This window comes from Streptomyces sp. NPDC094448 (assembly GCF_044763775.1).
Taxonomy (GTDB): Bacteria; Actinomycetota; Actinomycetes; order Streptomycetales; family Streptomycetaceae; genus Streptomyces.
In genome coordinates this window covers 96,635-123,342 of record NZ_JBIWGU010000009.1, presented here as the reverse complement: position 1 = coordinate 123,342, position 26,708 = coordinate 96,635, and the positions used below count along the sequence as shown (strand labels likewise).

Genomic DNA, 26,708 nt, shown 5'->3' with positions numbered 1-26,708 from the left:
GGCACCGGTGACGCCGTTGGCGCCGGGTGCATCGGTTTCACCGGGGAGCCTCCGTCAGCAGGGTGAACGCCTCTTCCCGGGCCCGGCGGCGGGCCGTGTCCCGGACGAAGACCTCCCGGGCGACCGCCGCGAGTTCCCGGGCCGGGGCGTCCAGATCCAGCCTGCTCGCCTCGGCGACCGTCTTCGCCCATTCGTGCGGTACGACCGCCGCGCCGTGCAGCGCGCCCGAGATCGCGCCCGCCATGGTGGCGATGGAATCGCAGTCCCGGCCGTAGTTCACCGCCCCCAGCACCGAACGCCGGTAGTCGCCGCCGCCGATCAGCAGCATGCCCAGGGCGATCGGCAGCTCCTCGACGGCGTGCAGCCGCGAGGGCCGGCGCGCGCCGAGACCGGGGGAGCGGTAGTCCGGGCCGACCGTGTCGTAGGGGGTCATCGCCGCCCGCAGCGGAGTGAGGGCGGGCTCGAAGTCCGTATGCCGTACGGCGACTTCCGCGACCGCTTCGATCGCCGCCCGGGTCCCGTCCTTGGCCAGCGAGAGCGCCGTGTCCACGACCGAGGCCGGTGTGGCGCCCGGGGTACAGGCCGCGGCGACGGAGGCCGCGAAGACACCGGCCGCCTCCCGTCCGTAGGACGACTGGTGCGCGCCCGCGATATCGAGCGCCTCGGCGTACGCGGCGGCCGGATCGGCCGCGTTGACCAGCCCGACGGGCGCCATGTACATCGCCGCACCGCAGTTGACGATATTGCCGCTGCCCGCCTCGCGGGGGTCGATGTGCCCGTAGTGGAGCCGTGCCACCAGCCACTTCTCCGCCAGGAAGATGCGCTGGAGCGGCAGGGCCTCCGCCTCCAGCTCCGGGATCCACCGGGGTGTGCCCATCAGGTCGGGCACCAGGTGCTCGGCGACGGCATGGGCGTCGAGGTGATCCCGTACCGTCGCGTACACCCTGATCAGTGCATGGGTCATCAGGGTGTCGTCGGTGATGTGGCCGTTGCCCTTATGGTACGGGGCGATGGGGCGCGCGGTGCGCCAATCGTCCCCGTTCCAGGGCCCGACGATGCCCTGGACCCGCCCGCCGTGCCGCTCCGCGATCTGCTCGGGTGTGTACCCCTCGACGGGGCCCCCGAGCGCGTCACCGACCGCCGCGCCCGTCAGCGCGCCCGCGATGCGGTCGTCGAGTCCGCTTGTCGTGTGTGTTGTTGGCGTCATGTCGGAATTGTCCACCCGGGGTGGTCTGTTCCGCGGGTGCCAGGCGTCCGGCGAGTTCCACCAGATCGGTGCCCGCGAGCCGGGGCAGCGCACAGCCCGCGAGGGTGCGGCAGGCCTCCCGCCAGGAGGCCGGAACGGCCGTGCCGCCGCCGAGTGCCCCGGTCAGGGCCCCGGCGAGGGCCGGTGCCGAATCGGCGACCCGGGACAGGCAGGCAGCCGTCGGCACCGCCTCGGCGACCCGGCCGCGGGCCGCCGTCGCCACGGCCAGCGCCACCGGAACGGTCTCCGCCGCGGCGATGCCGTAGCTGTAGACGTGGTCGACGATCTGATGCTCCAGCAGCGGTACGAGCGCGAACGCCGCGCAGTCGCCCGTGAGGGACCGGGCCAGCCGGACCGCGTGCCGGCCGTTGCGGCCGATCTCGGTGGTGTCGGGGAGCTGGGCGAGGGCGGCGTCGACGGCTTCGTCGACGTCCGCGCCGCCGAGTGCGGCCGCCACGGCGGCGGCCATGGCCCGCGCGCCGTGGACCCCGTCGCCGTCCTGGGTGTAGCGGGCGTCGAACTCCGCGAGTCCGGCGGCGGCTTCCGGGTCGCCGGGATGGACGACCGCGAGCACCGCGGCCCGTACACAAGCCGCGTCGTCGAAATAGTGCGGATTGTCGTGGCCGGTCGCGGGCGGCCGCAGTCCGGTGGCGAGATTGCCGAGCCCCGCCCGTACGGAGATCCTCGCCCGCAGCGGCAGGACCGCCGACTCCACCTCGGGGGCCCGGGCGGCGGCCGCGGCGACCTCGGCGGCGAGGGAGTTCCACGCCAGGTCCACGGCGGCGCGCGGCCGGTGTTCCGGCGGCATCGCCGCGAACAGCTCACCGGCCGCCGTCAGGACGGTCTCCGCGGCGAAGGCGGCCCACTCGGCGTCGTCGGAGGGGCCGAGGCGGAGGGGTTCGGGCGGCTGGTTGAGGGCGATGGGCACGGGGAGGGTGGTGGTCGCGTTCTGCTCGGCGAAGGTGTCCAGCTCACGGGTGAGCCGCCGGGTCCACTCGGGCATCCGCGCGGCCCGGTGCCGCGCGGCGGGCCACCCGGCGGCGTCCCCGGCGGCCAGCCCGAGGAGCAGCCCTTCGACGGGGCGGCGCGCGGCGGCGGCCCCCGCCGGGCGCGGGACGAGTACGGCGGCGGCGGGCGGGGCGGTGGCCGTCGCGGCGCCGGGGCGGGATTCCGTACGGCTCGTGGCACCGGTGTCCGGTCCGTGGCCGGTGGTCGTCGTGAGGGCGAGCGCGGCGTTGGTGCCCGGCGCATCGCCGGTGATCGTCGTGCGGTCGGCGTCAGCATCAGCGTCGGCGTCGGCGTCGGTTCCCGGTCCGTGGCCGGTCGTCGTCGCACGGTCGGCGGTCCCGGCGCCGTCGGTACGGGCAACGGTCCTCGCGACGGCCTCGGACGGGGACGAGGCCGCGGTCCTGCCGGTGGCGAGGGCGGCCGTGGCCGGTCCTCCTCCCCGGGCACCGGCACCGGCACCGTCCGGGCCCGCGGATCCGGACACGGTCCCCGTCCCCGCCGGGGAGCGGCGCACCGGGCGGGCCGTTCCAACGTCGGCCGCGGTCAGGCCGGTCCCCGCCTCCGGGCGGCGCGGGCCGGACTCGTACCGTTCCTTCCCGCGCTCCCGGCCGCCGTCTGCCGGTCCGGCCTCCCCGGGGCGGCCGGGCGGACCGCCGTCCGGAGCCGGGGCCTCGGCCCGTGCGGAGCCCGGTTCCTGTCCCGGGCCGGGGGCCGGGGCCGGCCCCGGGGAGGGACCGGCCGTGCCCGGGGCCGGCTCCGAGGACGGACCGGCCGCGGCCGGGGCCGGTTCCGAGGGCGCCAGGCCCTCCTCCGTGCCGGTGGTCACGACGCCGCCTCCGGATCCCCGCCGTGGCCCGGCAGCTCGTCGGGGATCAGCAGATCGGCGATGTCGAGGATGTGATGGCCCGCCATCGACGGCAGACAACTGCCCCGGACCGGGCCGATCGCCGCCGCCCACTCCGCCGGAATCGCCCCGGCACCCTGCAACGCTCCCGCCAGCGCGCCCGCGACGGCGGCCGTCGTATCGGCGTCCCGGCCCATGTTGACCGCCGTGAGCACCGACGTACGGAAGTCCCCGCGTGCCGCCGTGAACGCGCCGAACGCCAGCCCCACCGCCTCCGGCGCGAGGTCCGTCCACGGATAGCCGCCGATGACCACCGACGAGCGGACCGCGCGCTCCATCGACAGCGCGTCGGGGTACGAACGCTGCGCGGTGACGACACCCCGGCGCAGGGAACGGGCCGTCCACGAGTCCATCGGAATCACCGAGAGGGCCGCCCCGATCACCCCCGCCGGACCCGCGCCCGACATCGCGGCGGCAACTCCCGCGGCGACTGCCTGGCCGCCGTAGATCCCCTCGCCGTCGTGGCTCACGGAGCCGTCGATCGTGACCAGCCGGGCCGCCTCCAGGGGGCGGCCGGCCGCGAAGACCCCGAACGGCGCGGCCCGCATGGCCAGTCCGTCGCTCCATGCGTGCCGGTGCTGCGCCGAGATGGGCGCGGCGAGTCCGCGCCGCAGGTTCTCCAGGGTGCCGCGCTCGCTGAAGCCCGCACCGCGGAACGGCCCTTCGTCGAGGTCGGCGATCCAGTGGTGCCAGGCCTGTTCGACATGGGCCACGGTCAGCGCGGAGCCGTGGCGGGCGAGGAGGAGACCGGAGAAGATCGCGTACTCGGTGTCGTCCGTACCGGCCGGGTCGTTGTCGACGAAACCTTCGATCCGGCCCCAGCGGCGGCGGATCTCGGACGGCCGCATGTTCTCCGCGGGGGCGCCGAGTGCGTCGCCCACCGCCAGCCCCAGCAGCGCGCCGCAGGCCCGGTCGTGCAGGGGCGGAGCGGAGACGGCGGGGACCGGCGCGATGCCCGCCGGGGCCGTCGGGGGTAGTGGCGCGCCGTCGAACGGATCGACGGGATTGCATGCAACCAACTCCATGATGCGGGCCCCTTTCGCGCGCGAGCCTGTTGTCTGCATCTGTGCCACACACGAAGCGTCACAAGACCGCGAAACACCGATAACCACCGAGAAATGCGTTGATGGCGCTGATTGTCACCCGCTGGAGCCCAGGTAAGTATGCCCTGCCTTGCTGGCGCGCCCCTTACATCGCGCGTATTTTCGAGATCGTTCAGATGGTTCAGGGGTCTGCCGGGGCGAACGTTCCGGCAGTGAAGAGGTCTTCAGGGCTGCCCGGTAACCGGCCCTCGGGGCCGTGGGGCCCATGGCCCGGCCGCCCGGGAGGGCGTGGCACGACAGAAGGGGAGAACCGTGGCCGTCATCGAGTCCGTCGCGAGCCTGCACGAGGCGCACCGCGACAACCACACGCACCGGGATGTCAACGGCGGCTGGCTGCGGCCCGCGGTCTTCGGTGCGATGGACGGGCTGGTCTCCAATCTGGCGCTGATGACCGGTGTCGCGGGCGGAGCGGTCGCCCCGCAGACGATCGTCATCACCGGTCTCGCCGGTCTCGCGGCCGGCGCGTTCTCCATGGCCGCGGGCGAGTACACCTCGGTCGCTTCCCAGCGGGAGCTGGTCCAGGCCGAACTGGACGTGGAGCGGCGCGAATTGCGCAGGCATCCGGTGGACGAGATGGAGGAGCTGGCGGCGCTGTACGTATCGCGGGGCGTCGAACCGGCGCTGGCGCGGGAGGTCGCGGTGCAGCTCTCCCGCGACCCCGAGCAGGCGCTGGAGATCCACGCCCGGGAGGAGCTGGGGATCGACCCGGACGATCTGCCGTCGCCGCTGGTCGCGGCGGTCTCCTCGTTCGGGGCGTTCGCCCTCGGCGCGCTGGTGCCGCTGCTGCCCTATCTCCTGGGTGCGACCGCGCTGTGGCCCGCGGTGCTGCTGGCCCTGATCGGACTCTTCGGCGCCGGTGCGCTTGTGGCACGTGTCACCGCCCGTAGCTGGTGGTTCAGCGGTCTGCGGCAGCTCGTGCTGGGCGGTGTGGCGGCGGCGCTGACCTACGGTCTGGGTGCCGCGCTGGGCGCGGCACTGTAGCCGCGCCGGGCGTGCCGACCCCGGGGAAGTCGCCGGGATCCGCGGGCTCGCACAGCCCCGGGGGCGGTCGGATCCGCCCCGGCCGGGGCGAGCCGGGCGGCTGTGGCCCGGGGCGCCGTGGGCCGCCGGGGCCGGAAACGGGGGCGGCGCGCTCTCCGGTACGGGGCCGGGCGCTCCGGGCGGTCGTGGTCGGGCGGTCGTGTTCCGGACGCCGTAGCCCTCCGGCGCCGGGCCGTGTTCCGGACGCCGTAGCCCTCCGGCGCCGGGCCGTGGACCGGAGCCCGTTCCCGTACGGGCACGGGCGCTCCGGCGGCTCGGCCCGGTCCGGACGGCGGCCGGGCGGCCGGTACTGCCGGTCCCGGAGCCCGGCCGGGCGGCCCGTACCGGGGCCGGGTCCGGATTCCGGTGCCGGGGCCCGGATCCCCCGGTGCCTCGCACCCCGGTTCGGGACCGCGCCGCGGGCCGTACCGCCGCTGAACCGGCCTCGGCCGCGCCTCCCGTACCACCGGTCCCGGACCCGCCCGCCCGGATGCCCCGTACCGCTGCCTCCGGCAGCTCCCGCAAACAGCGGTATCTCACCCTCCGTAACACGGCACCCGCCCTGGGCTCCGCGCCCCCGACCCGGTGCCCCATCGGCCGTACGGCCCCTTCCGCCACCCTCCCCGCCTGGGGAGGATCCCCGGGAGGCCCACCTGGAGGGGCCGTGGGCCGCCGGGTCTGAGACACTGGGCCCGGCGCCCGCGAAAGCAGGTGAGCGGGCGGTTTCGACAGCGCCGTCACCGGGCATGAGCCGAAGGCGCCGCGGGCAATGAAGCCCGCTCGCCCCCGGGCCGGCGGAATCCGCAGAATCCCGCCTCGACATCCGATCCCCGGCACGGAACCGACGACCACACACCCACCGCGGTTGTCCGCATGCTGGAATGAGAAATCCACTTCTCGGGAATCATTCCATCATGTAACCTGCACGAAATTTCGCAGAGGGCCAACGTCGTCCCTCGGCACAGCACATGCCACGACGACGACGGGAGAGCCGATGCGTTCCGACGCCTGGTCGCCCATGGACGGTCGCCCCGCCCCTCAGGGGATGTACGACCCCCGTAACGAGCACGACGCCTGCGGTGTCGGGTTCGTGGCCACCCTTACCGGTGTGGCCAGCCATGAGCTGGTGGAACAGGCGCTGACGGTCCTGCGGAATCTGGAGCACCGCGGCGCGACCGGATCGGAACCCGACTCGGGGGACGGCGCCGGAATCCTGCTGCAGGTGCCGGACGCGTTCCTCCGCGAGGTCAGCGGCTTCGAACTGCCCGAGCCCGGCGCCTACGCCGTCGGCACCGCCTTCCTGCCGCACAGCGCCACTGTGGCCGCCGAGTCCACCGATGGCGCAGCCGCCGCCGACGGTGCGGACGGCACGGAGAGTGCCACCGAGACCGCCGTCTCGCGTATCGAGACGATTGCCCGCGAGGAGGGCCTCACGGTCCTCGGCTGGCGCGAGGTCCCGGTCACCCCCGACCTCCTCGGCAACGGCGCCCGCGCCACCATGCCGGTCTTCCGCCAGCTCTTCGTCGCCGACGGGCGGAGCACGGGCCTGGCCCTGGACCGCAAGGCCTTCGTCCTGCGCAAGCGGGCCGAGCGCGAGGCCGGGGTGTACTTCCCCTCTCTCTCCGCCCGCACCATCGTCTACAAGGGCATGCTCACCACCGGGCAGCTGGAGCCCTTCTTCCCGGACCTGTCGGACCGGCGCCTCGCCACCGCGATCGCCCTCGTCCACTCCCGGTTCTCCACCAACACCTTCCCGAGCTGGCCGCTGGCCCACCCGTACCGCTTCGTCGCCCACAACGGCGAGATCAACACGGTCAAGGGCAACCGCAACTGGATGCGGGCCCGGGAGTCCCAGCTCGTCAGCGACGTCTTCGGCGAGCGCGAGCTGGACCGCATCTTCCCGGTCTGTACGCCGGACGCCTCCGACTCTGCCTCCTTCGACGAGGTGCTGGAGCTGCTCCACCTCGGCGGCCGCTCCCTGCCGCACTCGGTGCTGATGATGGTCCCCGAGGCGTGGGAGAACCACGACTCCATGGACCCGGCCCGGCGCGCCTTCTACCAGTACCACTCCACGATGATGGAGCCGTGGGACGGCCCCGCCTGCGTCACCTTCACCGACGGCACCCAGGTCGGTGCGGTCCTCGACCGCAATGGACTCCGCCCCGGCCGCTACTGGGTCACCGACGACGGCCTGGTGGTCCTCTCCTCCGAGGTCGGCGTCCTCGACATCGACCCCGCCAAGGTCGTCCGCAAGGGCCGCCTCCAGCCCGGCCGGATGTTCCTCGTGGACACCGTCGAGCACCGGATCATCGAGGACGACGAGATCAAGTCGTCGCTCGCCGCCGAGCAGCCGTACGCCGAGTGGCTGGACGCGGGCACCATCGAACTGAGCGACCTGCCCGAGCGCGAGCACATCGTCCACACCCACGCCTCCGTCACCCGCCGCCAGCAGACCTTCGGCTACACCGAGGAGGAGCTGCGGGTCCTGCTCGCCCCCATGGCGCGCACCGGCACGGAGCCGATCGGCTCCATGGGTACGGACTCCCCGATCGCCGCCCTCTCCGAGCGCCCCCGGCTGCTGTTCGACTACTTCACCCAGCTGTTCGCGCAGGTGACGAACCCGCCGCTGGACGCCATCCGCGAGGAGCTGGTGACGTCCCTGCACTCGTCGCTGGGCCCCGGCGGCAATCTGCTCGACCCCAACGCCGCCTCCTGCCGCAGCGTCACCCTCCCCTTCCCGGTGATCGACAACGACGAGCTGGCCAAGCTCATCCACATCAACGCCGACGGCGATATGCCGGGGATGAAGGCGGTCACGCTCTCCGGCCTCTACCGGGTCTCCGGCGGCGGTGACGCGCTCGCCGCCCGGCTGGAGGCCGTCTGCGCCGAGGCCGACACCGCCATCGAGGGCGGCGCCCGGCTGATCGTCCTCTCCGACCGGCACTCCGACGCCGAGCATGCGCCGATCCCGTCGCTGCTGCTCACCTCCGCCGTGCACCACCACCTCATCCGCACCAAGCAGCGCACCAAGGTGGGGCTGCTGGTCGAGGCGGGCGATGTGCGCGAGGTCCACCATGTCGCGCTGCTCATCGGCTACGGCGCCGCCGCGGTCAACCCGTATCTGGCCATGGAGTCCGTCGAGGACCTCGTCCGCGCCGACACCTTCATCAACGGCATCGAGCCCGAGCAGGCCATCCGCAACCTGATCTACGCGCTCGGCAAGGGCGTGCTGAAGGTCATGTCCAAGATGGGCATCTCGACCGTCGCCTCCTACCGCGGAGCCCAGGTCTTCGAGGCCATCGGCCTCGACGAGGGCTTCGTCGGCACCTACTTCGACGGCACCGCGTCCAAGATCGGCGGCGCCGGTATCGCGGTGATCGCCGGCGAGGTCGCCGCCCGCCACGCCAAGGCGTACCCGGTGTCCGGGGTCGCCTCGGCGCACCGCGCGCTGGACATCGGCGGCGAGTACCAGTGGCGCCGCGAGGGCGAGCCGCACCTCTTCGACCCGGACACCGTCTTCCGGCTCCAGCACGCCACCCGCACCCGCCGCTACGACATCTTCAAGCAGTACACGGACCGGGTGAACGAACAGTCCGAGCGGCTGATGACGCTCCGCGGCCTGTTCGGCTTCGCCGAGGGCCGTGAGCCCGTGCCGCTGGACGAGGTCGAGCCGGTCTCCGAGATCGTCAAGCGGTTCTCCACCGGTGCGATGTCGTACGGCTCCATCTCCCGCGAGGCCCACGAGACCCTCGCCATCGCGATGAACCGCCTCGGCGGCAAGTCCAACACCGGTGAGGGAGGCGAGGACCCGGAGCGCCTGTACGACCCCGAGCGCCGCTCGTCCATCAAGCAGGTCGCCTCCGGCCGCTTCGGCGTCACCAGCGAGTACCTCGTCAACGCCGACGACATCCAGATCAAGATGGCCCAGGGCGCCAAGCCCGGCGAGGGCGGCCAGCTGCCCGGCCACAAGGTCTACCCGTGGGTGGCCAAGACCCGGCACTCCACCCCCGGCGTCGGACTGATCTCCCCGCCGCCGCACCACGACATCTACTCCATCGAGGATCTCGCGCAGCTGATCCACGATCTGAAGAACGCCAACCCGCAGGCCCGGATCCACGTCAAGCTGGTCTCCGAGGTCGGTGTCGGCACCGTCGCCGCGGGCGTCTCCAAGGCCCACGCCGATGTCGTGCTGATCTCCGGCCACGACGGCGGCACCGGCGCCTCCCCGCTCACCAGCCTCAAGCACGCGGGCGGCCCCTGGGAGCTGGGCCTGGCCGAGACCCAGCAGACGCTGCTGCTCAACGGTCTGCGCGACCGGATCGTCGTCCAGACCGACGGCCAGCTCAAGACCGGCCGTGACGTCGTCATCGCCGCCCTGCTGGGCGCCGAGGAGTTCGGCTTCGCCACCGCGCCGCTCGTCGTCTCCGGCTGCGTCATGATGCGCGTCTGCCACCTCGACACCTGCCCGGTCGGCATCGCCACCCAGAACCCGGTGCTGCGCGACCGCTTCTCCGGCAAGGCCGAGTACGTCGTCAACTTCTTCGAGTTCATCGCCGAGGAGGTCCGCGAACTCCTCGCCGAGCTGGGCTTCCGTACCCTCCGGGAGGCCGTCGGCCACGCCGAGCTGCTGGACACCGCCCGCGCGGTGCACCACTTCAAGGGCCAGGGCCTCGACCTGGCGCCGCTGTTCCACGTGCCCGAGCTGGCCGAGGGCGCGGTCCGCCACGCCCTGGTCGAGCAGGACCACGGGCTGGCGAAGGCGCTGGACAACCAGCTGGTGAAGCTGGCGGCCGACGCGCTCAACGCCGAGTCCGCCGAGGCGGCCCAGCCGGTGCGCGCCCAGGTCGCGATCCGGAACATCAACCGGACCGTCGGCACGATGCTCGGCTACGAGGTCACCCGCCGCTTCGGCGGCGCCGGGCTCCCCGACGACACCATCGACATCACCTTCACCGGTTCGGCGGGCCAGTCCTTCGGCGCCTTCGTGCCCCGCGGTGTCACGCTCCGGCTGGAGGGCGACGCCAACGACTACGTCGGCAAGGGCCTCTCCGGCGGCCGCGTCGTCGTCCGCCCGGACCGGGCGGCCGACCACCTCGCCGAGTACTCCACCATCGCGGGCAACACCATCGCCTACGGGGCCACCGGCGGCGAGATCTTCCTCCGCGGCCGTACCGGCGAGCGGTTCTGCGTCCGCAACTCCGGCGCGACCGTGGTCTCCGAAGGTGTCGGCGACCACGGCTGCGAGTACATGACCGGCGGCCGTGCCGTCGTCCTCGGCGAGACCGGGCGCAATTTCGCGGCCGGTATGTCCGGCGGCGTCGCGTACGTCGTCGACCTCGACCGCGACAACGTCAACGCGGGCAACCTGGCGGCCGTCGAGCCGCTGACCGACTCCGACCGGCAGTGGCTGCACGACGTCGTGCGCCGCCACCAGGAGGAGACGGGCTCCACCGTCGCCGGAAAGCTGCTCGCCGACTGGGAGCCGAACGCCGCCCGCTTCAGCAAGATCATCCCGACCACGTACAAGGCAGTGCTCGCCGCCAAGGACGCCGCTGAGCTGGCCGGTCTCTCCGAGCAGGAGACCACCGAGAAGATGATGGAGGCGGCGACCCATGGCTGACCCCAAGGGCTTCCTGACCACCGGCCGCGAGGTCGCAAAGACCCGTCCGGTCGGCGAACGCCTCAAGGACTGGAACGAGGTCTACGTCCCCGGCTCCCTGCTGCCGATCATCAGCAAGCAGGCCGGGCGCTGCATGGACTGCGGCATCCCGTTCTGCCACAACGGCTGCCCGCTCGGGAACCTGATCCCCGAGTGGAACGACTACGCCTACCGGGAGGACTGGGCCGCCGCCTCCGAGCGGCTGCACGCCACCAACAACTTCCCCGAGTTCACCGGGCGGCTCTGCCCCGCGCCCTGCGAGGCGGCCTGTGTGCTGGGCATCAACCAGCCCGCGGTCACCATCAAGAACGTCGAGGTCTCCATCATCGACAAGGCGTGGGACTCGGGCGACGTCACCCCGCAGCCCCCGGACCGGCTCTCCGGCAAGACGGTCGCCGTCATCGGCTCGGGACCGGCCGGTCTGGCCGCCGCCCAGCAGCTCACCCGGGCCGGCCACACCGTCGCGGTCTACGAGCGGGCCGACCGCATCGGCGGACTCCTGCGGTACGGCATCCCCGAGTTCAAGATGGAGAAGGTGCACATCAACCGCCGTATCGAGCAGATGCGCGCGGAGGGCACCAAGTTCCGTACCGAGGTGGAGATCGGTGTGGACGTCGACGCGGCCCAGCTGCGCCGCCGCTACGACGCCGTCGTCATCGCCGCCGGGGCCACCGTCTCCCGCGATCTGCCCGTCCCCGGCCGGGAGCTGAACGGCATCCACTTCGCGATGGAGTACCTGCCGCTCGCCAACAAGGTGCAGGAGGGCGACTTCGTCGCCCCGCCGATCACCGCCGAGGGCAAGCACGTCGTCGTCATCGGCGGCGGCGACACCGGAGCGGACTGCGTCGGCACCGCCCACCGGCAGGGCGCGGCCTCCGTCACCCAGCTGGAGATCATGCCCAGGCCGGGCGAGGAGCGCAGCGCCGGCCAGCCGTGGCCGACGTTCCCGATGCTCTACAAGGTGACCTCGGCCCACGAGGAGGGCGGCGAGCGCGTGTACGCCGTCTCGACCACCCGTTTCGAAGGCGACGAGGACGGCAACGTGGCCGCCCTGCACCTGGTGGAGGTCGACTTCACCGACGGGAAGCTCACCCCGAGGCCCGGCACCGAGCGCCGGATCCCGGCCCAGCTGGTGACGCTGGCGATGGGCTTCACCGGCACCGACCGGTCCAACGGGCTCGTCGAGCAGTTCGGCCTGGAGCTGGACGACCGCGGCAACGTCGCCCGTGACGCCGATTTCGCGACCAACGTCGACGGGGTCTTCGTCGCCGGTGACGCCGGCCGCGGCCAGTCGCTGATCGTCTGGGCGATCGCCGAGGGCCGTTCGGCGGCGCGCGGTGTCGACCGCTTCCTGACCGGCGCGAGCGAACTGCCCGCCCCGATCCGCCCGACGGACCGCGCCCTGACGGTCTGACCCGGGAAGTCTCTCCCCGGACCGGCCGGAACGGCGCGAGCCCCGGCCGGATCCACCGGAGACGACCCACGGCACTCCGGTGCGCGACAGCGCCGGAGGGCCGGAAGACGTCCCGTACAACGGCGTACGGAACTGATCGCGGCGCCTGCCCCGTCCCCGACCGGACCCCGGGCAGGCGCTGCGGCGTGTCCCGGCCGGGATCATCCGCCCCCACCGCGGGGCCGGTGATCCCGGCCGAACGGCATCAACTGTCGTACTCCTGACGTAATCTCGGCCTACGAGGCGATCTGCCGATCATGCGTCCGCCGGAGCCCTGCCGCCGTGCTGCTCGCGCCACCCTGCTGCCCGGGCCGGCCGTGCTGTCCGCGTGTTCCGTGCACCGCCGGACCGAGGGAACGGAGCCGTGTGCATGGCCGTTTGGCGTACCGCCGGGGGACCGGCGATCAGTCTGCGGAAGGTCGAGGAGCAGGCCCCTGAGCTGGTCGACCTCTACAAATCGGCCGGGGTCTCCCTGCACCGGCACGGTCTGGGCGGACTGCGGGCCGCCGTCTATCTCGTCCTCGACTACTCCGGTTCGATGAAGGACTACTACCGGGACGGCAGTGTGCAGGCCCTGGCCGACCGGGTGCTCGGTCTCTCCGTCAACCTCGACGACGACGGCCGGGTGCCGACGGTCTTCTTCTCCACCGATATCGACGCCGTCACGGACATCGCCCTCGGCGACCACCACGGGCGGGTGGCGAAGATCGTCGCCGGGCTCGGCCATATGGGGAAGACCAGCTATCACCTGGCGATGGACGCCGTCATCGGCCACTACATCGACAGCGGGGCCGTCGACCCGGCGCTGGTCGTCTTCCAGACCGACGGCGGCCCCATCAACAAGCTCGCCGCCGAACGCTATCTCTGCAAATCCTCGAAACTTCCGCTGTTCTGGCAGTTCATCGGCTTCGGGAACACCCACAGCAGACAATTCGACTTCCTCCGCAGACTCGACGAACTGCCCGTCCCGGAGAAACGGGCGGTGGACAACGCCGGTTTCTTCCACGCCGGTGAGGACCCGCGGCGGGTGCCGGACGGCGAGCTGTACGACCGGATGGTGGGCGAGTTCCCCCGCTGGCTGGCGGCCGCGCGGGCGCAGGGCATCATCCAGTAGGCCGGGCCGCCACGGCCCCGCACCCGGCGGCGGGGCAGGCCTGAAGACCGCCGCGCGGGCACCCTCGGCGGTGACCGTGCCGAAAACCCGGCAGAAGATTGCTCTCACGGCCGTCAGCCGTCCGGCGACGCGGTCAGTACGGCGTCCCGGCACTGCGCGGGGGTGCCCCAGGCGTCGCGCAGCGGGCGGGCCCGCCGGAGCCAGAGCGCCAGGTCGAACTCCTCCGTGTAACCGATCGCGCCATGGAGCTGGAGCGCCGTACGGGCCGCCGCGTAACCCGCCTCGCCCGCCGCCGCCTTCGCCGCCGCGATATCCCGGACATCCCCTGTCACGGCCGCCCCGAAAACCAGCGGCCGGGCGAACTCCAGCCCGATCAGCGTGTCCGCGAGCCGGTGCTTGACCGCCTGGAAGCCGCCCACCGGGACGCCGAACTGCACCCGCTGCCGCACCTGGCCGACCGTACGGTCCAGCAGCGCCCGCCCTGTGCCCAGGCACTGCGCCGCCGTCAGCAGCCGGGCCAGCCGCCCGGCCCGCAAGCCCGCTGCCACCGCGGCGGGCCCCCGGGCCAGCACCTCGCCCCCGGGGTCCGGCAGCGCGAGCCGCCGGACCGGATCGGTGGAGACCCGGACCGGCCCGTGCCCCGATGCGATCCGTACCTCCGCCGCCACCGGATCCACGACGATCACCGTCTCCGCCACGTCCGCGTCCAGGGCGTACGGCCCCCCGCCCGGGGCCACCAGCGTTGCGAGCGCCTCCCCGCGCAGCAGCCCCGGCAGCAGGTCCGCCGCCGCCCGCCGCCCGGCGGCCGGCCCGGCCAGCAGCGATGCCGCGGCCACCGTCTCCACCACCGGCCCCGGCACCGCGTGCCGGCCCAGCTCCACCAGGGCCACGGCGAGTTCCACCGGACGCCGCCCCGCCCCCTCGTACTCCTCCGGCACTGCCAGCGCCACCAGACCCGCGTCCGCCACCTTCGCCAGCAGCGCCCGCCCCGGCGCCGGATCCCCCTCGGCCCAGGCTCTGGCCACCGACGGCACATCCGCCGCGGTCAGCAGTGCGTCGAGCGACCGCCCGAAGGCCCGCTGCTCCTCCGTCGGCGTGAAACGCATCAGCGGCGTCCCTTCGGCAGGCCGAGCAGTCTCTCGGCGACGATGTCCCGCTGTATCTCGTTGGTGCCCGCGTAGATCGGCCCGGCGAGTGCGAACAGATGCCCATCGGCCCACTCCGTGTCCGCGAACTCGCCCTCCCCGCCCAGCAGGTCGAGTGCCGTCTCGTGCAGTGCGATGTCGTACTCCGACCAGAAGACCTTGTTCAGACTGGACTCGGCGCCGAGCCGCCCGCCGGCCGCGCACCGGGCCGCCGCCTCCCAGGTGAACAGCTGGTACGCCCGCGCCCCGATCACCGCGTCCGCGACCCGGTCCCGCAGCGCCCCCTCTGGCGAACCCGCCGCCTCCCACTGCCGTACGAGACGCTCCGCCGCGGCCAGGAAACGGCCCGGCGGGCGCAGCGTCAGCCCCCGCTCGTTGCCCGTCGCCGACATCGCGATCCGCCAGCCCTGCCCCGGCTCCCCGATCACGTCCTCGTCCGGGACGAAGACCTCGTCCAGGAAGATCTCCGCGAACGCGGGCTTTCCGTCGAGCCGCGCCACGGGCCGCACCGTCACCCCCGGCGCCGCCAGGCCGAACATCAGATACGTCAGCCCGTCGTGCGGGCGCGCCCGGCCCGGGTCGCTGCGGAAGACCCCGAACGCCCGGTCCGCGAAGGCCGCCCGGGACGACCAGGTCTTCTGCCCGGTCAGCAGCCAGCCGCCGGAGGTGCGGACCGCCCGCGAGCGCAGCGCCGCCAGATCGGAGCCCGCGTCCGGCTCCGACCAGGCCTGGGCCCAGACCACTTCGCCGCGGGCCATCGGAGGCAGGATCCGGGCCCGCTGCTCCTCGGTGCCGTGGTCCATCAGGGTGGGCGCGAGCAGGGCGATGCCGTTCTGCGAGACCCGCCCGGGGGCGCCCGCCGACCAGTACTCCTCCTCGAAGACCAGCCGGGCGGCCAGATCGGCGCCCCGGCCGCCGTAGCGGGCGGGCCAGTCCACCGCGGACCAGCGGCCGGCCGCCAGCTCCGCCTCCCATGCGCGGTGCGCGGCAAAGCCCTCCCGGGTCTCCAGCGACGGCAGGGGCGGCCGGGGCGCATGCGCCGAGAGCCACTCGCGGGCCTCGGCCCGGAAGGCGGTCTCCTCCGGGGAGTGGTGCAGGTCCATCGGCACACCCATCCTTCCCTAACAAGTGTTTGGTAGGTTAACGTGCCCGGGTGGAGAGCGACAGGGAGACCGCCAACGGCGGGCCGCCCGGCCGGGGTCCGCTGGGCGTGCCCCCGGCCTATGTGCCGGGCCACGGTCTGCTCCGGGGCCGTACGGCACTGGTCACCGCCGCTGCCGGGGCCGGGATCGGCGGCGCCACTGCCCGCCGGTTCCTGGAGGAGGGGGCGCGGGTCCTGCTCAGCGATGCCCACCGGCGGCGGCTCGCGGAGTCCCGGGCCGTGCTCGCCGACGAGTTCGGCGCGGACGCGGTGGCCGCCCAGCCGTGCGACGTCACCGACGAGGAGCAGGTGCGGGCGCTCTTCGCCCGGGTCGCCGAGGAGCACGGCGGCCCGGACGTGGTCGTCAACAACGCCGGGCTGGGCGGCACCGCGGCCCTCGTCGACATGGCCGACGAGCAGTGGGGCCGGGTCCTCGACACCACCCTGAACGGCACCTTCCGGTGTACCCGCGCCGCCCTGCGGTCCTTCCGCGACAGCGGCCGCGGCGGAGTGATCGTCAACAATGCCTCGGTCCTCGGCTGGCGCGCCCAGACCGGGCAGGCCCACTACGCGGCGGCGAAGGCCGGGGTGATGGCCCTGACCCGGTGCGCGGCGCTGGAGGCCGCGGCGTACGGAGTCCGGGTCAACGCGGTCGCGCCCAGCCTCGCCATGCACCCCCATCTGGCGAAGGCGACCTCGGCCGAACTGCTGGCGGAGCTGGTGGAGCGCGAGGCGTTCGGCCGGTACGCCGAGCCGTGGGAGGTCGCCAATGTGATCGTCTTCCTGGCGGGGGACTACTCCTCCTATATGACGGGTGAGATCGTCCCGGTCAGCAGCAGACGGGCGTGAGCGGTGACGGGCGCGGCGGACGGTACGGGGGGAGCACGGAACCGGAGGCGGACAATGAAGGTGTGCCGAAGACGAACAGAGCGAACACGCCGGACGGAACGACCGGAACGACCGGAGCAGCAGGCTTGGAGAGACCGGATCGGACCTCCGGGTCGCCCGGCTCGCCCGGGACGAAGGGCCCGGCGGCGAAGTCCCGGGTGAACGCCGCCCCGGAGCGCCGCCGGGAACTGCTCGACGTCGCCGCCGCAGTCTTCGCGGCCCACGGCTACAACGCCACCACCGTCCGCCGTATCGCGGACGAGGCGGGCATGCTCGCGGGCAGCCTCTACTACCACTTCGACTCCAAGGAGTCGATGCTCGACGAGATCCTCTCGGCCTTCCTGAACGAGCTGTGGGCCGGATACGACGCCGTACTGGCCGCGGGGCTCGGCCCTCGCGAGACCGTCGAGGCCCTTGTCACCGAGTCCTTCCGCGAGATCGACCGGCACCGCGCCGCCGTCGCGATCTACCAGAAGGAGTCCCCGCAGCTGGCGGGGCAGCCGCGCTTCGGCTATCTCGACGCATCGCGGCGCCGGTTCGAGGAGCTGTGGACGGGAACCCTGGAGCGCGGCGTCGCCGCCGGGGTGTTCCGCGCCGACCTCGACACCGGGCTGGCGTACCGCTTTCTGCGCGACACCGTCTGGGTGGCCGCGTCCTGGTACCGGCCGGACGGGCGGTACGGACCCGAGGAGATCGCCCGGCAGTTCCTGTCGATGGTGCTGGACGGAATCGCGGTGGGCACCGGAACCACCGGCTCCGAAACCGCCGGCACACCGAGTCCGCGGCCCCGCTAGCCGCGAGAGGGAGGACCGAGATGGCCGAGGCCTATATCGTCGAAGCGGTACGTACCCCCGTGGGCAGGCGCCGCGGGGCACTGGCCGCGGTCCATCCCGCGGACCTCGGCGCCCATGTCCTGACGGCCCTGGTCGAACGCTCCGGCATCGATCCGGCGGCCGTCGACGACGTCGTCTTCGGCTGTCTGGACACCGTCGGCCCGCAGGCGGGGAACATCGCCCGGACGGCGTGGCTGGCCGCCGGACTGCCGGAGGAGGTGCCGGGCGTCACCGTCGACCGCCAGTGCGGCTCCTCCCAGCAGGCGCTGCACTTCGCGGCCCAGGCGGTCCTCTCGGGAACCCAGGACCTGGTCGTCGCGGGCGGGGTGCAGAACATGTCCATGGTTCCGATCGCCTTCGCGTCCCGGCAGGCCGCCGGTCCCCTCGGGCTCACCGAAGGCCCCTTCGCGGGCAGCGCGGGCTGGCGGGCCCGCTACGGCGACGCGCCCGTCGACCAGTTCCACGGCGCCGAACTGATCGCCCGCCGCCGGCGGATCACCCGCAGCGACCAGGAGGAGTACGCGCTCCGCTCCCACCGGCGGGCGGTCCGGGCGATCGACGAGGGCCGGTTCGCCCGCGAGACCGTGCCGTACGGCGCGTTCACCACCGACGAGGGCCCGCGCCGCGACACCACCGCGGAGAAGATGGCCGCCCTCGCCCCGGTGGTCGAGGGCGGCACGATCACCGCCGCCTGCTCCTCCCAGCTCTCCGACGCGGCGGCGGCCCTGCTGCTGGCGAGCGAACGCGCGGTCCGCGACCACGGCCTGACCCCGCGCGCCCGCGTCCACCACCTCTCGGTCCGCGGCGACGACCCGATCCGGATGCTCGCCGCCCCCATCCCGGCCACCGCGTACGCCCTGGAGAAGACCGGCCTCTCCCTCGACGACATCGACCTGGTCGAGATCAACGAGGCCTTCGCCCCCGTCGTCCTGGCCTGGCTGAAGGAGACCGGCGCGGATCCGGCGCGGACCAACGTCAACGGCGGGGCGATAGCCCTGGGCCATCCGCTGGGCGCGACCGGCGCCCGGCTGATGACCACCCTCCTCCATGAACTGGAACGCACGGGGGGCCGGTTCGGCCTCCAGACGATGTGCGAGGGCGGCGGCCTGGCGAACGTCACGATCATCGAACGGCTGTGAGCGGCGGCCGCACGGCGGTCGGCCGACCGGGGCGATCGCCGAACGGCCCGGCGTGCCCCGGACGGGTTCGGAGCGCCCGTACACATCGCGCCGATGGCCCACCTCGACCAGGAGGACGACGAGTTCACCGTCGTCCACGGTGGAGGCGATGCGGTAGTCGCCGACCCGCAGCCGGTAGTGGCTGTCGTGCCCCGAGAGTCTTGATGTCGGCGTCCTCGCGCCGGGGGCCGTCGCCGAGGGGTGTCAGCGCGATGAGCATGCGGATGGTGTCGTACGGCGGGATCGCCCGGGACTGCTCGCCGGGCCGCCGCGGTGAACCGGACCGCGTACTGCACGCGGTGACGGCCCTTCCGGCCGGCTACCCGCCGCGTTCGCCGAGGATATCGGCGAGTACCTCGGCCATCGAACTCGTCGGCTCGTCGAGGTGCCGGAGGGCCTCGCGCGCGAGCAGCTCGTCCGCCGCGTGCGCCGGCGCGCTGTACTCGTCCAGGGGCACCACTGCGGCGACGGGCCTGCCGTTGCTTGTGATCACGGTGGCCTCACCGGACTCGGCCCGGTTCAGGATCTCGGGGAGCCCGGCGCGGGTCTCCCGCATGCCGAGGGGATCGGTCACGGCCTCAGCGTACGCGCATCCGTGTACACCGTCCCCGGAATCAGACCTTCCCCGCCAGCCCCGCCAGCCCCGCCACCACCCCCGCCGCCTCTCCCATCACCCGCTCCATCAGCTCCGCGCAGCTCGGGAGATCGTCGATCACGCCCGCGATCTGTCCCGCCGCCATCACCCCCAGATCCGTACGGCCCTCCACCATCGCCGCCCGCAGCAGCATCGGGGTGTTCGCCGCCATCAGCACCTGGCTCCAGGACAGCTCCCGGCCGTGGCGCAGCGCCAGGCCGTCGCGGACCAGCGCCCGCCACGAGAGCCCCGACAGCCGCCGGAAGGACGCCGCGTGGCGGGCCGCGCGGGCCAGGGTCCGGGCACGGCCGTGGTGTTCCAGGGACTCCACCAGCTCCGTACGGAGCATGCGGTGCGGCAGCCCGTCCACCGCCCGGGTGACCGTCACATCCTGGACTCCCGCCGCCAGATACCGCGCCTTCACCGCGTCCGGCACCGTCGAGTCCGACGTCAGCAGGAACCGGGTGCCCATGGCGATCCCGGCCGCGCCCAGCGCCAGCGCCGCCACCAGCCCCCGGCCGTCGCGAAAGCCCCCGGCGCCGATCACCGGGATTCCGACCGCGTCCACGACCTGCGGCAGCAGCACGGTCGTGGCGACCTCCCCGGTGTGGCCGCCGCCCTCGCCGCCCTGCACGATCACCGCGTCCGCGCCCCAGTCCGCGACCTTCTCGGCATGCCGGCGCGCCCCCACCGACGGGATCACGACCACGCCCGCGTCCTTCAGCTCGGCGATCAGCTCCCGCGACGGCGCCAGGGCGAACGAGGCGACGCGTACCCCCTCGTCGACGACGATCCGCACCCGCTCCCGGGCGTCCGCCGCGTCCGCGCGGAGATTCACCCCGAACGGCGCCTCCGTACGCGACCGCACCTCCCGGACGGCCGACCGCAGTGCGGCGGGCGACATCGTGGCCGAGCCGAGGATCCCCAGCGCGCCCGCGTTCGCGGCGGCCGACACCAGCCTCGGCCCGGCGACCCAGCCCATACCGGTCTGGACGACGGGATGCCGGACCCCGGTGAGCCGGGTGAACGCCGTCTCCACGACCGCTGCCCCCGCCCCGGGGCCGGTACCTTCGGCACCCGTCATCCGCCCGGTACCTTCCGCCCCTGTCGTACGCCCGGTACCTTCCACCCCCGTCATCCGCCCGGCACCTTCCGCCCCTGTCGTACGCCCGTTCATCCGCCCGGCACCTCCCGCTCCCGCAGCCCCTCCGGGTCCAGCCGCTCCCGGATCAGCCGCAGCTCCCCGGCCGTGGGCTCCCGTGTCTCCGGAACACCGCCATCCGGTACGGCCGGGGGGAAACCGGTCGCCTCCCGCACCCGCTCCACCGTCACCCCGGGGTGCACCGACACCAGCCGCATCGACCGGTCCGGGGTCGCGAAGTCGAAAACGCCCAGATCGGTGACGACCCGGTCGATCCGGTGGTACCGGGTCGCGCTCGGCCCGGCCGCCGCGGCCCGGTCGTACCCCACCCCGCACACCAGGTCGACCCGCTCCACGAACACCCGCCGGGAATGCCGCGGCACCCAGTAGCTGACGGGATGGTTGAGGGTGTTCACCGGCGCCCCGCGCACCCCCAGCAACTGCCGGTCCGGGCGCTCCCACGGGCCGATGCAGGAGATGTTCTGGTTGCCGTGCCGGTCGAGCTGGGACGCGCCCATCATCACGTGCCGCCGCCCGCCCGTGACCATCGTCAGATGCCTGCGGTACGGCAGCCAGCCCTCGGCCGCCCCGTCGGGTCCGACGAGCAGCGCCTCGCCGTCCGTCAGCAGCAGGTCCGGCGCGAAGGTGAGCCGTGCCAGCCGGGCCCCGAGGGAGGGGATCAGCCCCATCGGGGCGGCCAGCACCTCGCCGGCGCCCCGCCATGCCTCCGCACAGGCGGCCACACAGTACTCGGCCCGGGTCACCGCCGCCGTACCGCCGCTCATCGCGTCTCCTCCCGCCAGGCCTCGACGGCCGACCGGTACGCCTGCTCGTCCCCGTCCAGGAACCGTCCGGCGAACTCCTCCCACGGTGTGCTCGCGTACATCCGCAGAAACGCCTCGTCCCGCCCGTAGCCGGGGGCGCACGAGGTGAAGTGCGCGCCGTTCGGTGCCTCGACCACGCCGGTCACCGCCTGCCGGGAGACCAGCAGCCGCTGCGGCGGTACGTCCCCGAAACCGTCGACGAGCCGTTCGCAGGAGACGTACGCCGTATCCGCCGCCTCGCAGAACAGATCGTCGAAGTACGGATCGGGGCCCAGATAGCAGGCGTTGCCCCGCCGGTCGGCGCGGTCGAGGTGGACCAGCGCCGCGTCCATCCGCAGCGCGGGCATCGCCACGAACTCCTCCCCGTCCGCGTAGGGCGAACGGACCGTCCGCAGCTCCGGATCGACCCGCATGACATCCGAACCGAGCCCGGCCCGTACCGGCAGGAACGGCAGCCGGTTGGCCGCGGCCGTCAGCCCCCACAGGAACATCGCCTCGTCGATCTCGCTCAGCGCGAAGGCGCCGCGCTCGCGGGCGGCCCGGTAGTGGGGTTCGAGGGGCACCGAGTCCAGGGTGACGAACGCGGTCACCAGCTTCCGGATCCGGCCCGCGGCGGCCAGCAGACCGATATCGGGACCGCCGTACGAGACCACCGTCAGATCGGTCACCTCCGACCGCAGCAGCGCCCGGACCAGCGCCATCGGCTTGCGGCGTGCACCCCAGCCGCCGATCCCGACCGTCATTCCGCTGCGCAGCCCGCCGATCGCCTCGTCGGCCGACATCACCTTTCCGCCGCTCATGTCCCGCCTTCCCGGCCGGAGCCCCGGCCGAAGGTGCCGCGGACCCGGTCACCGGCCCCGCCGAGCGCGGCCTCGAAGGTGAACCCCTGCTCGAACCGGTAGCTGCGCCGTACGTCGACGGGGTCGATACCGTTGATGGCGGCCTTGGCGAGCCGGATCAGGGTGCCGTCCTTACCGGCGATCTCGCCCGCCAGTTCCAGCGCCGCGGCGGCGAGTTCCGCACGCGGGACGACCCGCCACACCGAACCGTGGCCGTGCAGCTCCCCGGCGGTGACCGTGGCCGAGGTGTAGTACAGGGCGCGCATCAGATGGGGCGGCACCAGCCGGGCCAGATGCGTCGCGGCCCCGAGGGCGCCGCGGTCCAGCTCCGGCAGCCCGAAGACGGCGTCGTCGGCGGCGACGATCGCGTCCGCGTTGCCGACGAGCCCGATCCCGCCGCCCAGACAGAAGCCGCCGACCGCCGCGACCACGGGCACCTCGCATTCGTACACCGCCGCGAAGGCCTCCGCGCAGGCCCGGTTGGCGCCGAGCAGCGCGGTCCGGGGCCCGCCGGGGCCGCCGTCGCCGTCGCGCTGGAGTTCCTTGATATCGACGCCCGCGTTGAAACCGCGGCCCTCGGCGGCCAGCACCACACAGCGCACTTCCGGATCGGCCCCGGCGGCACGGACCGCGCGGGCCAGGTCGTACCAGCCCTGTACGGGCAGGGCGTTGACGGGCGGATAGGCGGCCGTGACGACGCGGACCCCGGCCGCCGGGTCCGAGGCCGGGTCCGTGGTGGAGACACCCATGACAGGATCAGCTACCTTTCCACCAAACGTTTGTTAGGTGGAAGGTAGCAGCGGATGGAGCCGGACGGGAGAGTCACGGTCGTCACCGGCGGCACCCGGGGGGTCGGCGCGGGGATCGCCCGTGCCTTCCTGGAAGCGGGCGCGACGGTCGTCGTCTGCGCCCGGCGGCCCCCCGCGGTCCCGCTGGACGGCGCGGTCTACCTCCCCCTCGACCTGCGGGACGCCGACGCGGTGGGGGAGTTCTTCACCGGGGTCGTCCGCCGGTACGGACGCCTCGACTGCCTGGTCAACAACGCGGGCGGAACGCCCTACCGGCCGCTCGCGGACGGGGGAGCGGCCCGGCACGCCCGGGTCATCGCCCTCAATCTGACGGCGCCGCTGTCCGCGAGCATCGCGGCGTACGAATATCTGCGGGCGGCCCGCGGTTCGGTGCTGATGATCGGCAGTGTGAGCGGGGACCGGCCGTCGCCGGGCTCCGCCGCCTACGGCGCGGCGAAAGCGGGCCTGGCGAGCCTGGCCCGGTCGATGGCGGTCGAATGGGCGCCGGAGGTACGGGTGAACACCCTGGTCGTCGGCATGGTCGGAACCGAACGCGCCGCCCTCCACTACGGCGGTGAGCAGGGCGTCGCGGCCGTGGGGCGCACGGTCCCGCTGGGGCGGCTCGCGGAACCGGCCGATGTGGGCGACGCGGCCGTATTCCTGGCCTCGGACCGGGCGGCGTACATCAGCGGGGCGTCCCTGCACGTCCACGGCGGCGGGGAGCGCCCGGCGTTCCTCGCCGCCGCCACGGTGAACCGGACTTCCGGGCCCGGAGAGGGAGAACCGAGATGACGGGAATCTGCGCGGGCCGGGTCGTGGTGGTGACCGGCGCCGGCCGGGGACTGGGCCGGGCCCATGCCGTCGCCTTCGCCGCCGAAGGGGCGAAGGTCGTGGTCAACGATCTGGGCGCGGGCCCCGACGGCGCGGGTGCTTCGGCGGGCCCGGCGGCCGATGTGGTCGCGGAGATCCGCGCGGGCGGCGGCGAAGCGGTCCCCCACGGCGGCGATATCACCACCGCGGCGGGCGCCGCCTCGCTGATCTCCACCGCGCTCGACGCCTACGGACGGCTCGACACCCTGGTCAACAACGCGGGTTTCGTACGGGACCGGATGCTGGTCAATCTGGCCGAGGACGATTTCGACGCGGTGGTACGGGTCCACCTCAAGGGCCATTTCCTGCCGCTGCGCGCCGCGGCGGCCCACTGGCGCGCCGAGGCCAAGGCGGGCCGGCCCGCCGCAGCGCGGGTGGTCAACACCACCTCGGGCGCGGGCCTGCTGGGCAGCGTCGGCCAGGCCAACTACGCCGCGGCCAAGGCGGGCATCGTCGGCCTCACCCTGGTCGCGGCGGCGGAACTGGCCCGCTACGGCGTCCTGGTGAACGCGATCGCCCCCGCCGCCCGCACCCGGATGACGGAACACGTCTTCGCGGACCTCGCGGCGCTCCCGGAGGATGTGGCGCCGCTGGTGGTCTGGCTGGGCTCGGCGGAGAGCACGGGCGTCACGGGCCGGGTCATCGAGGCGGAGGCCGGCCGGCTGACGGTGATGCAGGGCTGGCGGCCGGGCCCGACCGCCGACTCCCGGACCCGCCGCACACCCAGGGCGACGGGCCGGGCCCTGCGCGAGCTGCTGTCGCGTGCGGAGGAGCCGGGGGCGGTGTACGGGACGGGCTGAGGCCGCGCCGCGAGGGGGCCCGGGGAGCCCGCAGCCCCTTCAGCCCGCAGCCCCTTCAGTCCTCGGCCCCTTCAGTCCTCGGCCGTTTGGTCCGCCGTTTCCAGCAGCGCGGCGATCTCCGCATGGCCCGTCCCGCGCTCGTCGCTCGCGACGAGCGTGCCGTTCCGGAGGAGTTCGACGACGACCGTCGCGCCGTCGTCCCCCGGCACCCGGCGGGTCCTGGTGGCGAGGGGCTCGTCGTACCGCGCGAGGAGCGCGGCGCGCAGCTCGGCCTCCGGATCGCGGCCCCGGCGGGCGCGGGCCTCGGTGAGGGCCGCGGTACGGCCGGGTGCGCCCCGGTCCAGCAGCGCGCGTACGGTGCCCGCCGAACCCCGCCTCGCCGCGGCGACCAGGGGGAGGGCGCCGTCGGGGGCAGGCAGCGACGGATCGGCGCCGTGCTCCAGCAGGATCCGTACCACCGGCACATGGCCGCCCCGGACCGCCCAGGCCAGCGGAGTCCAGCCGTCCGATTCGCGTCCGTCCGGCCGGGCGCCCGCCGCCAGCAGGGCCAGGACCACCTCCGTACCGCCGTGAACGGCCGCCCCGCACAACGGCAGCGCGCCGTCGCCGCCCGGTCGCTCCGGATCGGCGCCCGCCGCCAGCAGCGGACGGACGAGGCGTACGTCACCGAGCAGGACGGCCGCCAGATACAGCGCGGTCGTGCCGTCCTCGTCGGAGGAATCCGCGGGCGCCCCCGCCGCCAGCAGACGGGCTACCGCGTCCGCATCGCCCTCGTATACCGCCGTGAGCAGTTCCGTCATACGCGGCACCCCGCCGCGAACCATTGCGTCATGCGCCGAGGCTAGGCGGCGGGCCTCAGGTCTCGCATTCGAGAATCGTGCGGCAGAGCCCGCAGCGGGCCCTGACCCGCCCGCGGACCGGGAGACGGATCCGCTGGTGGCAGGTGGGGCAGGGGAAGGAGACCCGCATTCCGCCGTCCGGCCCCTGCTCGAAGGCGTAGCCGCCCGATGCCGGGCCCCCGGCCGACGGGTGCTCGCGTGCGTACCGCCGGTCGCGGGCATAGCGGTGGCGGCCGGTCCAGCCCGCGGCGGTGAGCGGCGGTCTGCCGGCGTCGCGCCGGGCCCGGTCCCGGCCGCGGGTGTACGCGGTGTACCCCTGTGGGGAGGTGAACCACGGCGACGGGTCCTCGTCGAAGAGCAGCGCCCGTTTGGCGAGGACGTAGCCGAACTCCTCCGGGGTGAGATAGCCGAGCTTCTGCCGGGAGAGCGCGTCCTCGCGGAACGCGTCCAGCAGCAGCCACCCCGCGCCCAGATACGTGGTCACGGTGTCCGTGAGGATCTCGTTGTCGCCGGTGCCGGGGAAGGACAGTCCCAGCCGGTGCAGCAGGACATGGGTGACCTCGTGGGCCAGGGCCGCCCCGATATCGCGGCGGTGGGTCCGGAAGCGGTTGTTCAGCTCGATGAAGTACTCCGGGCCCGCGGTGAGTTCGACGCTCGCCGCGTACTCCATCTCGCGGAAGCCGACGATCATCCGGGCGTCCGGCAGCCTCAGATGCCGGACGAGCGCCCGCGCGATCCGCTGGGTCCCCAGGTGGAGGTCGTCGGTGTCGGCGAAGGCGACATCGGCCGGGAGGACGCTGGGGGCGTAGCGGCCCAGTGCCTCGGGGGCGAGTCTGCGGTGCAGGGCGGTGATCGCCGCGCGCACGGTGCCGAGATGCGGAAACCCGTGCACGACCGGGCCGGCCGGGGCGCCGTCCCTGCTGCCCGCGCCGTCCTTCGCCATCACGTTCCGTACCCCCTCGTGCGACGTAGGGACGCCCGCGGTCCACTGTACGGCGCGGCTCCCGAGGGCGCCCCGGGATCCGGCGGCCGGCTGTCCGGACTCCGCCGGTCGTACCTCCGTCGGACCCGGGTGGTGCCCCGGTGGCCCCTGCATCCCGGCCACCCGACCCGGCCACACCCTGCTCGCTGGCCGGAAACCGCTCCTTGTGGGGCCCGGTGAGCCTTGTCCATAATCCGGTCAGGTCTTGTCGGGGCCATGACATGTCTGGTGCTTCGGTGCCGGTCCCGGCAGGCCGCCGTCCCCGGCCAATCCCCCACGAAAGGCTGTCCCGTGAAGCT

At 73.7% G+C, this 26,708-nt stretch carries 21 protein-coding genes and 1 pseudogene; 9 read left to right on the top strand and 13 right to left on the bottom strand.

Annotated features, from left to right (window positions below; translation table 11 throughout):
* Positions 1-37 precede the first annotated feature (37 nt).
* The 3 genes from ACIQ9E_RS18970 to ACIQ9E_RS18960 form a co-directional block, all read right to left on the bottom strand.
* Positions 38-1,207 (bottom strand): ADP-ribosylglycohydrolase family protein, encoded by a 1,170-nt coding sequence (locus ACIQ9E_RS18970; protein WP_403708402.1) that lies wholly within the window; start codon positions 1,205-1,207, stop codon positions 38-40.
* Positions 1,131-2,507 (bottom strand): ADP-ribosylglycohydrolase family protein, encoded by a 1,377-nt coding sequence (locus ACIQ9E_RS18965; protein WP_403708828.1) that lies wholly within the window; start codon positions 2,505-2,507, stop codon positions 1,131-1,133. The genes ACIQ9E_RS18970 and ACIQ9E_RS18965 overlap by 77 nt, the downstream gene beginning before the upstream one ends.
* A gap of 569 nt (positions 2,508-3,076) precedes the next feature.
* Positions 3,077-4,183 (bottom strand): ADP-ribosylglycohydrolase family protein, encoded by a 1,107-nt coding sequence (locus ACIQ9E_RS18960; protein ID WP_403708400.1) that lies wholly within the window; start codon positions 4,181-4,183, stop codon positions 3,077-3,079.
* Positions 4,184-4,513: 330 nt separating this feature from the next.
* On the opposite strand from ACIQ9E_RS18960, the gene ACIQ9E_RS18955 reads away from it, so the two are divergent.
* The 4 genes from ACIQ9E_RS18955 (at position 4,514) to ACIQ9E_RS18940 (ending at position 13,507) form a co-directional block, all read left to right on the top strand.
* Positions 4,514-5,242, top strand: a complete 729-nt coding sequence (locus ACIQ9E_RS18955) for a VIT1/CCC1 transporter family protein (RefSeq protein WP_403708398.1) — start codon at positions 4,514-4,516, stop codon at positions 5,240-5,242.
* A 1,033-nt stretch (positions 5,243-6,275) separates the two neighbouring features.
* A complete protein-coding gene (gltB, locus tag ACIQ9E_RS18950; RefSeq protein WP_403708396.1) occupies positions 6,276-10,901 on the top strand; it encodes a glutamate synthase large subunit in 4,626 nt (1,541 codons plus the stop codon).
* The gene (locus ACIQ9E_RS18945) at positions 10,894-12,354 is read left to right on the top strand and encodes a glutamate synthase subunit beta (protein WP_403708394.1); all 1,461 of its coding nucleotides are present in this window, start codon (positions 10,894-10,896) and stop codon (positions 12,352-12,354) included. The genes gltB and ACIQ9E_RS18945 overlap by 8 nt, the downstream gene beginning before the upstream one ends.
* A 409-nt stretch (positions 12,355-12,763) precedes the next feature.
* Positions 12,764-13,507 carry a VWA domain-containing protein gene (locus tag ACIQ9E_RS18940; RefSeq protein WP_403708392.1) on the top strand — a complete coding sequence of 248 codons (744 nt, stop codon included), beginning with the start codon at positions 12,764-12,766 and terminating at the stop codon, positions 13,505-13,507.
* Between the two features lie 113 nt (positions 13,508-13,620).
* Here ACIQ9E_RS18940 and ACIQ9E_RS18935 read toward each other — a convergent pair whose 3' ends face one another.
* Positions 13,621-14,613, bottom strand: coding sequence for an acyl-CoA dehydrogenase family protein (locus ACIQ9E_RS18935; protein WP_403708390.1), 993 nt, complete (start codon positions 14,611-14,613; stop codon positions 13,621-13,623).
* Positions 14,613-15,755, bottom strand: coding sequence for an acyl-CoA dehydrogenase family protein (locus tag ACIQ9E_RS18930; protein WP_403708388.1), 1,143 nt, complete (start codon positions 15,753-15,755; stop codon positions 14,613-14,615). The genes ACIQ9E_RS18935 and ACIQ9E_RS18930 overlap by 1 nt, the downstream gene beginning before the upstream one ends.
* Positions 15,756-15,856: 101 nt before the next feature.
* On the opposite strand from ACIQ9E_RS18930, the gene ACIQ9E_RS18925 reads away from it, so the two are divergent.
* From ACIQ9E_RS18925 to ACIQ9E_RS18915, 3 genes are all read left to right on the top strand, one after another.
* Positions 15,857-16,642: an SDR family oxidoreductase gene (locus ACIQ9E_RS18925; protein ID WP_403708826.1), complete on the top strand. Its 786-nt coding sequence runs from the start codon at positions 15,857-15,859 to the stop codon at positions 16,640-16,642.
* 197 nt (positions 16,643-16,839) lie between these two features.
* Positions 16,840-17,475 (top strand): TetR/AcrR family transcriptional regulator, encoded by a 636-nt coding sequence (locus ACIQ9E_RS18920; RefSeq protein WP_403708386.1) that lies wholly within the window; start codon positions 16,840-16,842, stop codon positions 17,473-17,475.
* A gap of 20 nt (positions 17,476-17,495) precedes the next feature.
* Positions 17,496-18,653: an acetyl-CoA C-acetyltransferase gene (locus ACIQ9E_RS18915; RefSeq protein WP_403708384.1), complete on the top strand. Its 1,158-nt coding sequence runs from the start codon at positions 17,496-17,498 to the stop codon at positions 18,651-18,653.
* A 78-nt stretch (positions 18,654-18,731) separates the two neighbouring features.
* Here the strand turns inward: ACIQ9E_RS18915 and ACIQ9E_RS18910 are convergent.
* The 6 genes and pseudogenes from ACIQ9E_RS18910 to ACIQ9E_RS18885 all read right to left on the bottom strand — a co-directional run.
* Positions 18,732-18,988, bottom strand: a pseudogene (locus ACIQ9E_RS18910) (type II toxin-antitoxin system RelE/ParE family toxin); the annotation flags it as partial.
* Positions 18,989-19,011: 23 nt separating this feature from the next.
* Positions 19,012-19,266 (bottom strand): type II toxin-antitoxin system Phd/YefM family antitoxin, encoded by a 255-nt coding sequence (locus tag ACIQ9E_RS18905; protein ID WP_403708382.1) that lies wholly within the window; start codon positions 19,264-19,266, stop codon positions 19,012-19,014.
* Between the two features lie 40 nt (positions 19,267-19,306).
* On the bottom strand, positions 19,307-20,365 hold the full coding sequence (locus tag ACIQ9E_RS18900) for an NAD(P)H-dependent flavin oxidoreductase (protein ID WP_403708824.1): 1,059 nt from the start codon (positions 20,363-20,365) through the stop codon (positions 19,307-19,309).
* 134 nt (positions 20,366-20,499) lie between these two features.
* On the bottom strand, positions 20,500-21,252 hold the full coding sequence (locus ACIQ9E_RS18895; protein WP_403708380.1) for a CoA-transferase subunit beta: 753 nt from the start codon (positions 21,250-21,252) through the stop codon (positions 20,500-20,502).
* Entirely contained in the window at positions 21,249-22,091 is an 843-nt protein-coding gene (locus tag ACIQ9E_RS18890) for a CoA transferase subunit A (protein WP_403708376.1), read from the bottom strand. Before ACIQ9E_RS18890 ends, ACIQ9E_RS18895 begins: the two co-directional genes overlap by 4 nt.
* Positions 22,088-22,879, bottom strand: coding sequence for an enoyl-CoA hydratase family protein (locus tag ACIQ9E_RS18885; RefSeq protein WP_403708374.1), 792 nt, complete (start codon positions 22,877-22,879; stop codon positions 22,088-22,090). The genes ACIQ9E_RS18890 and ACIQ9E_RS18885 overlap by 4 nt, the downstream gene beginning before the upstream one ends.
* Before the next feature lie 54 nt (positions 22,880-22,933).
* Between ACIQ9E_RS18885 and ACIQ9E_RS18880 the strand changes: the two genes are divergently transcribed.
* Both ACIQ9E_RS18880 and ACIQ9E_RS18875 read left to right on the top strand, forming a co-directional pair.
* Positions 22,934-23,710 (top strand): SDR family oxidoreductase, encoded by a 777-nt coding sequence (locus tag ACIQ9E_RS18880; protein ID WP_403708372.1) that lies wholly within the window; start codon positions 22,934-22,936, stop codon positions 23,708-23,710.
* On the top strand, positions 23,707-24,588 hold the full coding sequence (locus ACIQ9E_RS18875) for an SDR family oxidoreductase (RefSeq protein WP_403708370.1): 882 nt from the start codon (positions 23,707-23,709) through the stop codon (positions 24,586-24,588). The genes ACIQ9E_RS18880 and ACIQ9E_RS18875 overlap by 4 nt, the downstream gene beginning before the upstream one ends.
* 71 nt (positions 24,589-24,659) lie before the next feature.
* On the opposite strand, the gene ACIQ9E_RS18870 is transcribed toward ACIQ9E_RS18875, so the two are convergent.
* Both ACIQ9E_RS18870 and ACIQ9E_RS18865 read right to left on the bottom strand, forming a co-directional pair.
* Positions 24,660-25,388: an ankyrin repeat domain-containing protein gene (locus tag ACIQ9E_RS18870; RefSeq protein ID WP_403708367.1), complete on the bottom strand. Its 729-nt coding sequence runs from the start codon at positions 25,386-25,388 to the stop codon at positions 24,660-24,662.
* A gap of 55 nt (positions 25,389-25,443) precedes the next feature.
* On the bottom strand, positions 25,444-26,370 hold the full coding sequence (locus ACIQ9E_RS18865) for a hypothetical protein (RefSeq protein WP_403708822.1): 927 nt from the start codon (positions 26,368-26,370) through the stop codon (positions 25,444-25,446).
* Positions 26,371-26,708 lie beyond the last annotated feature (338 nt).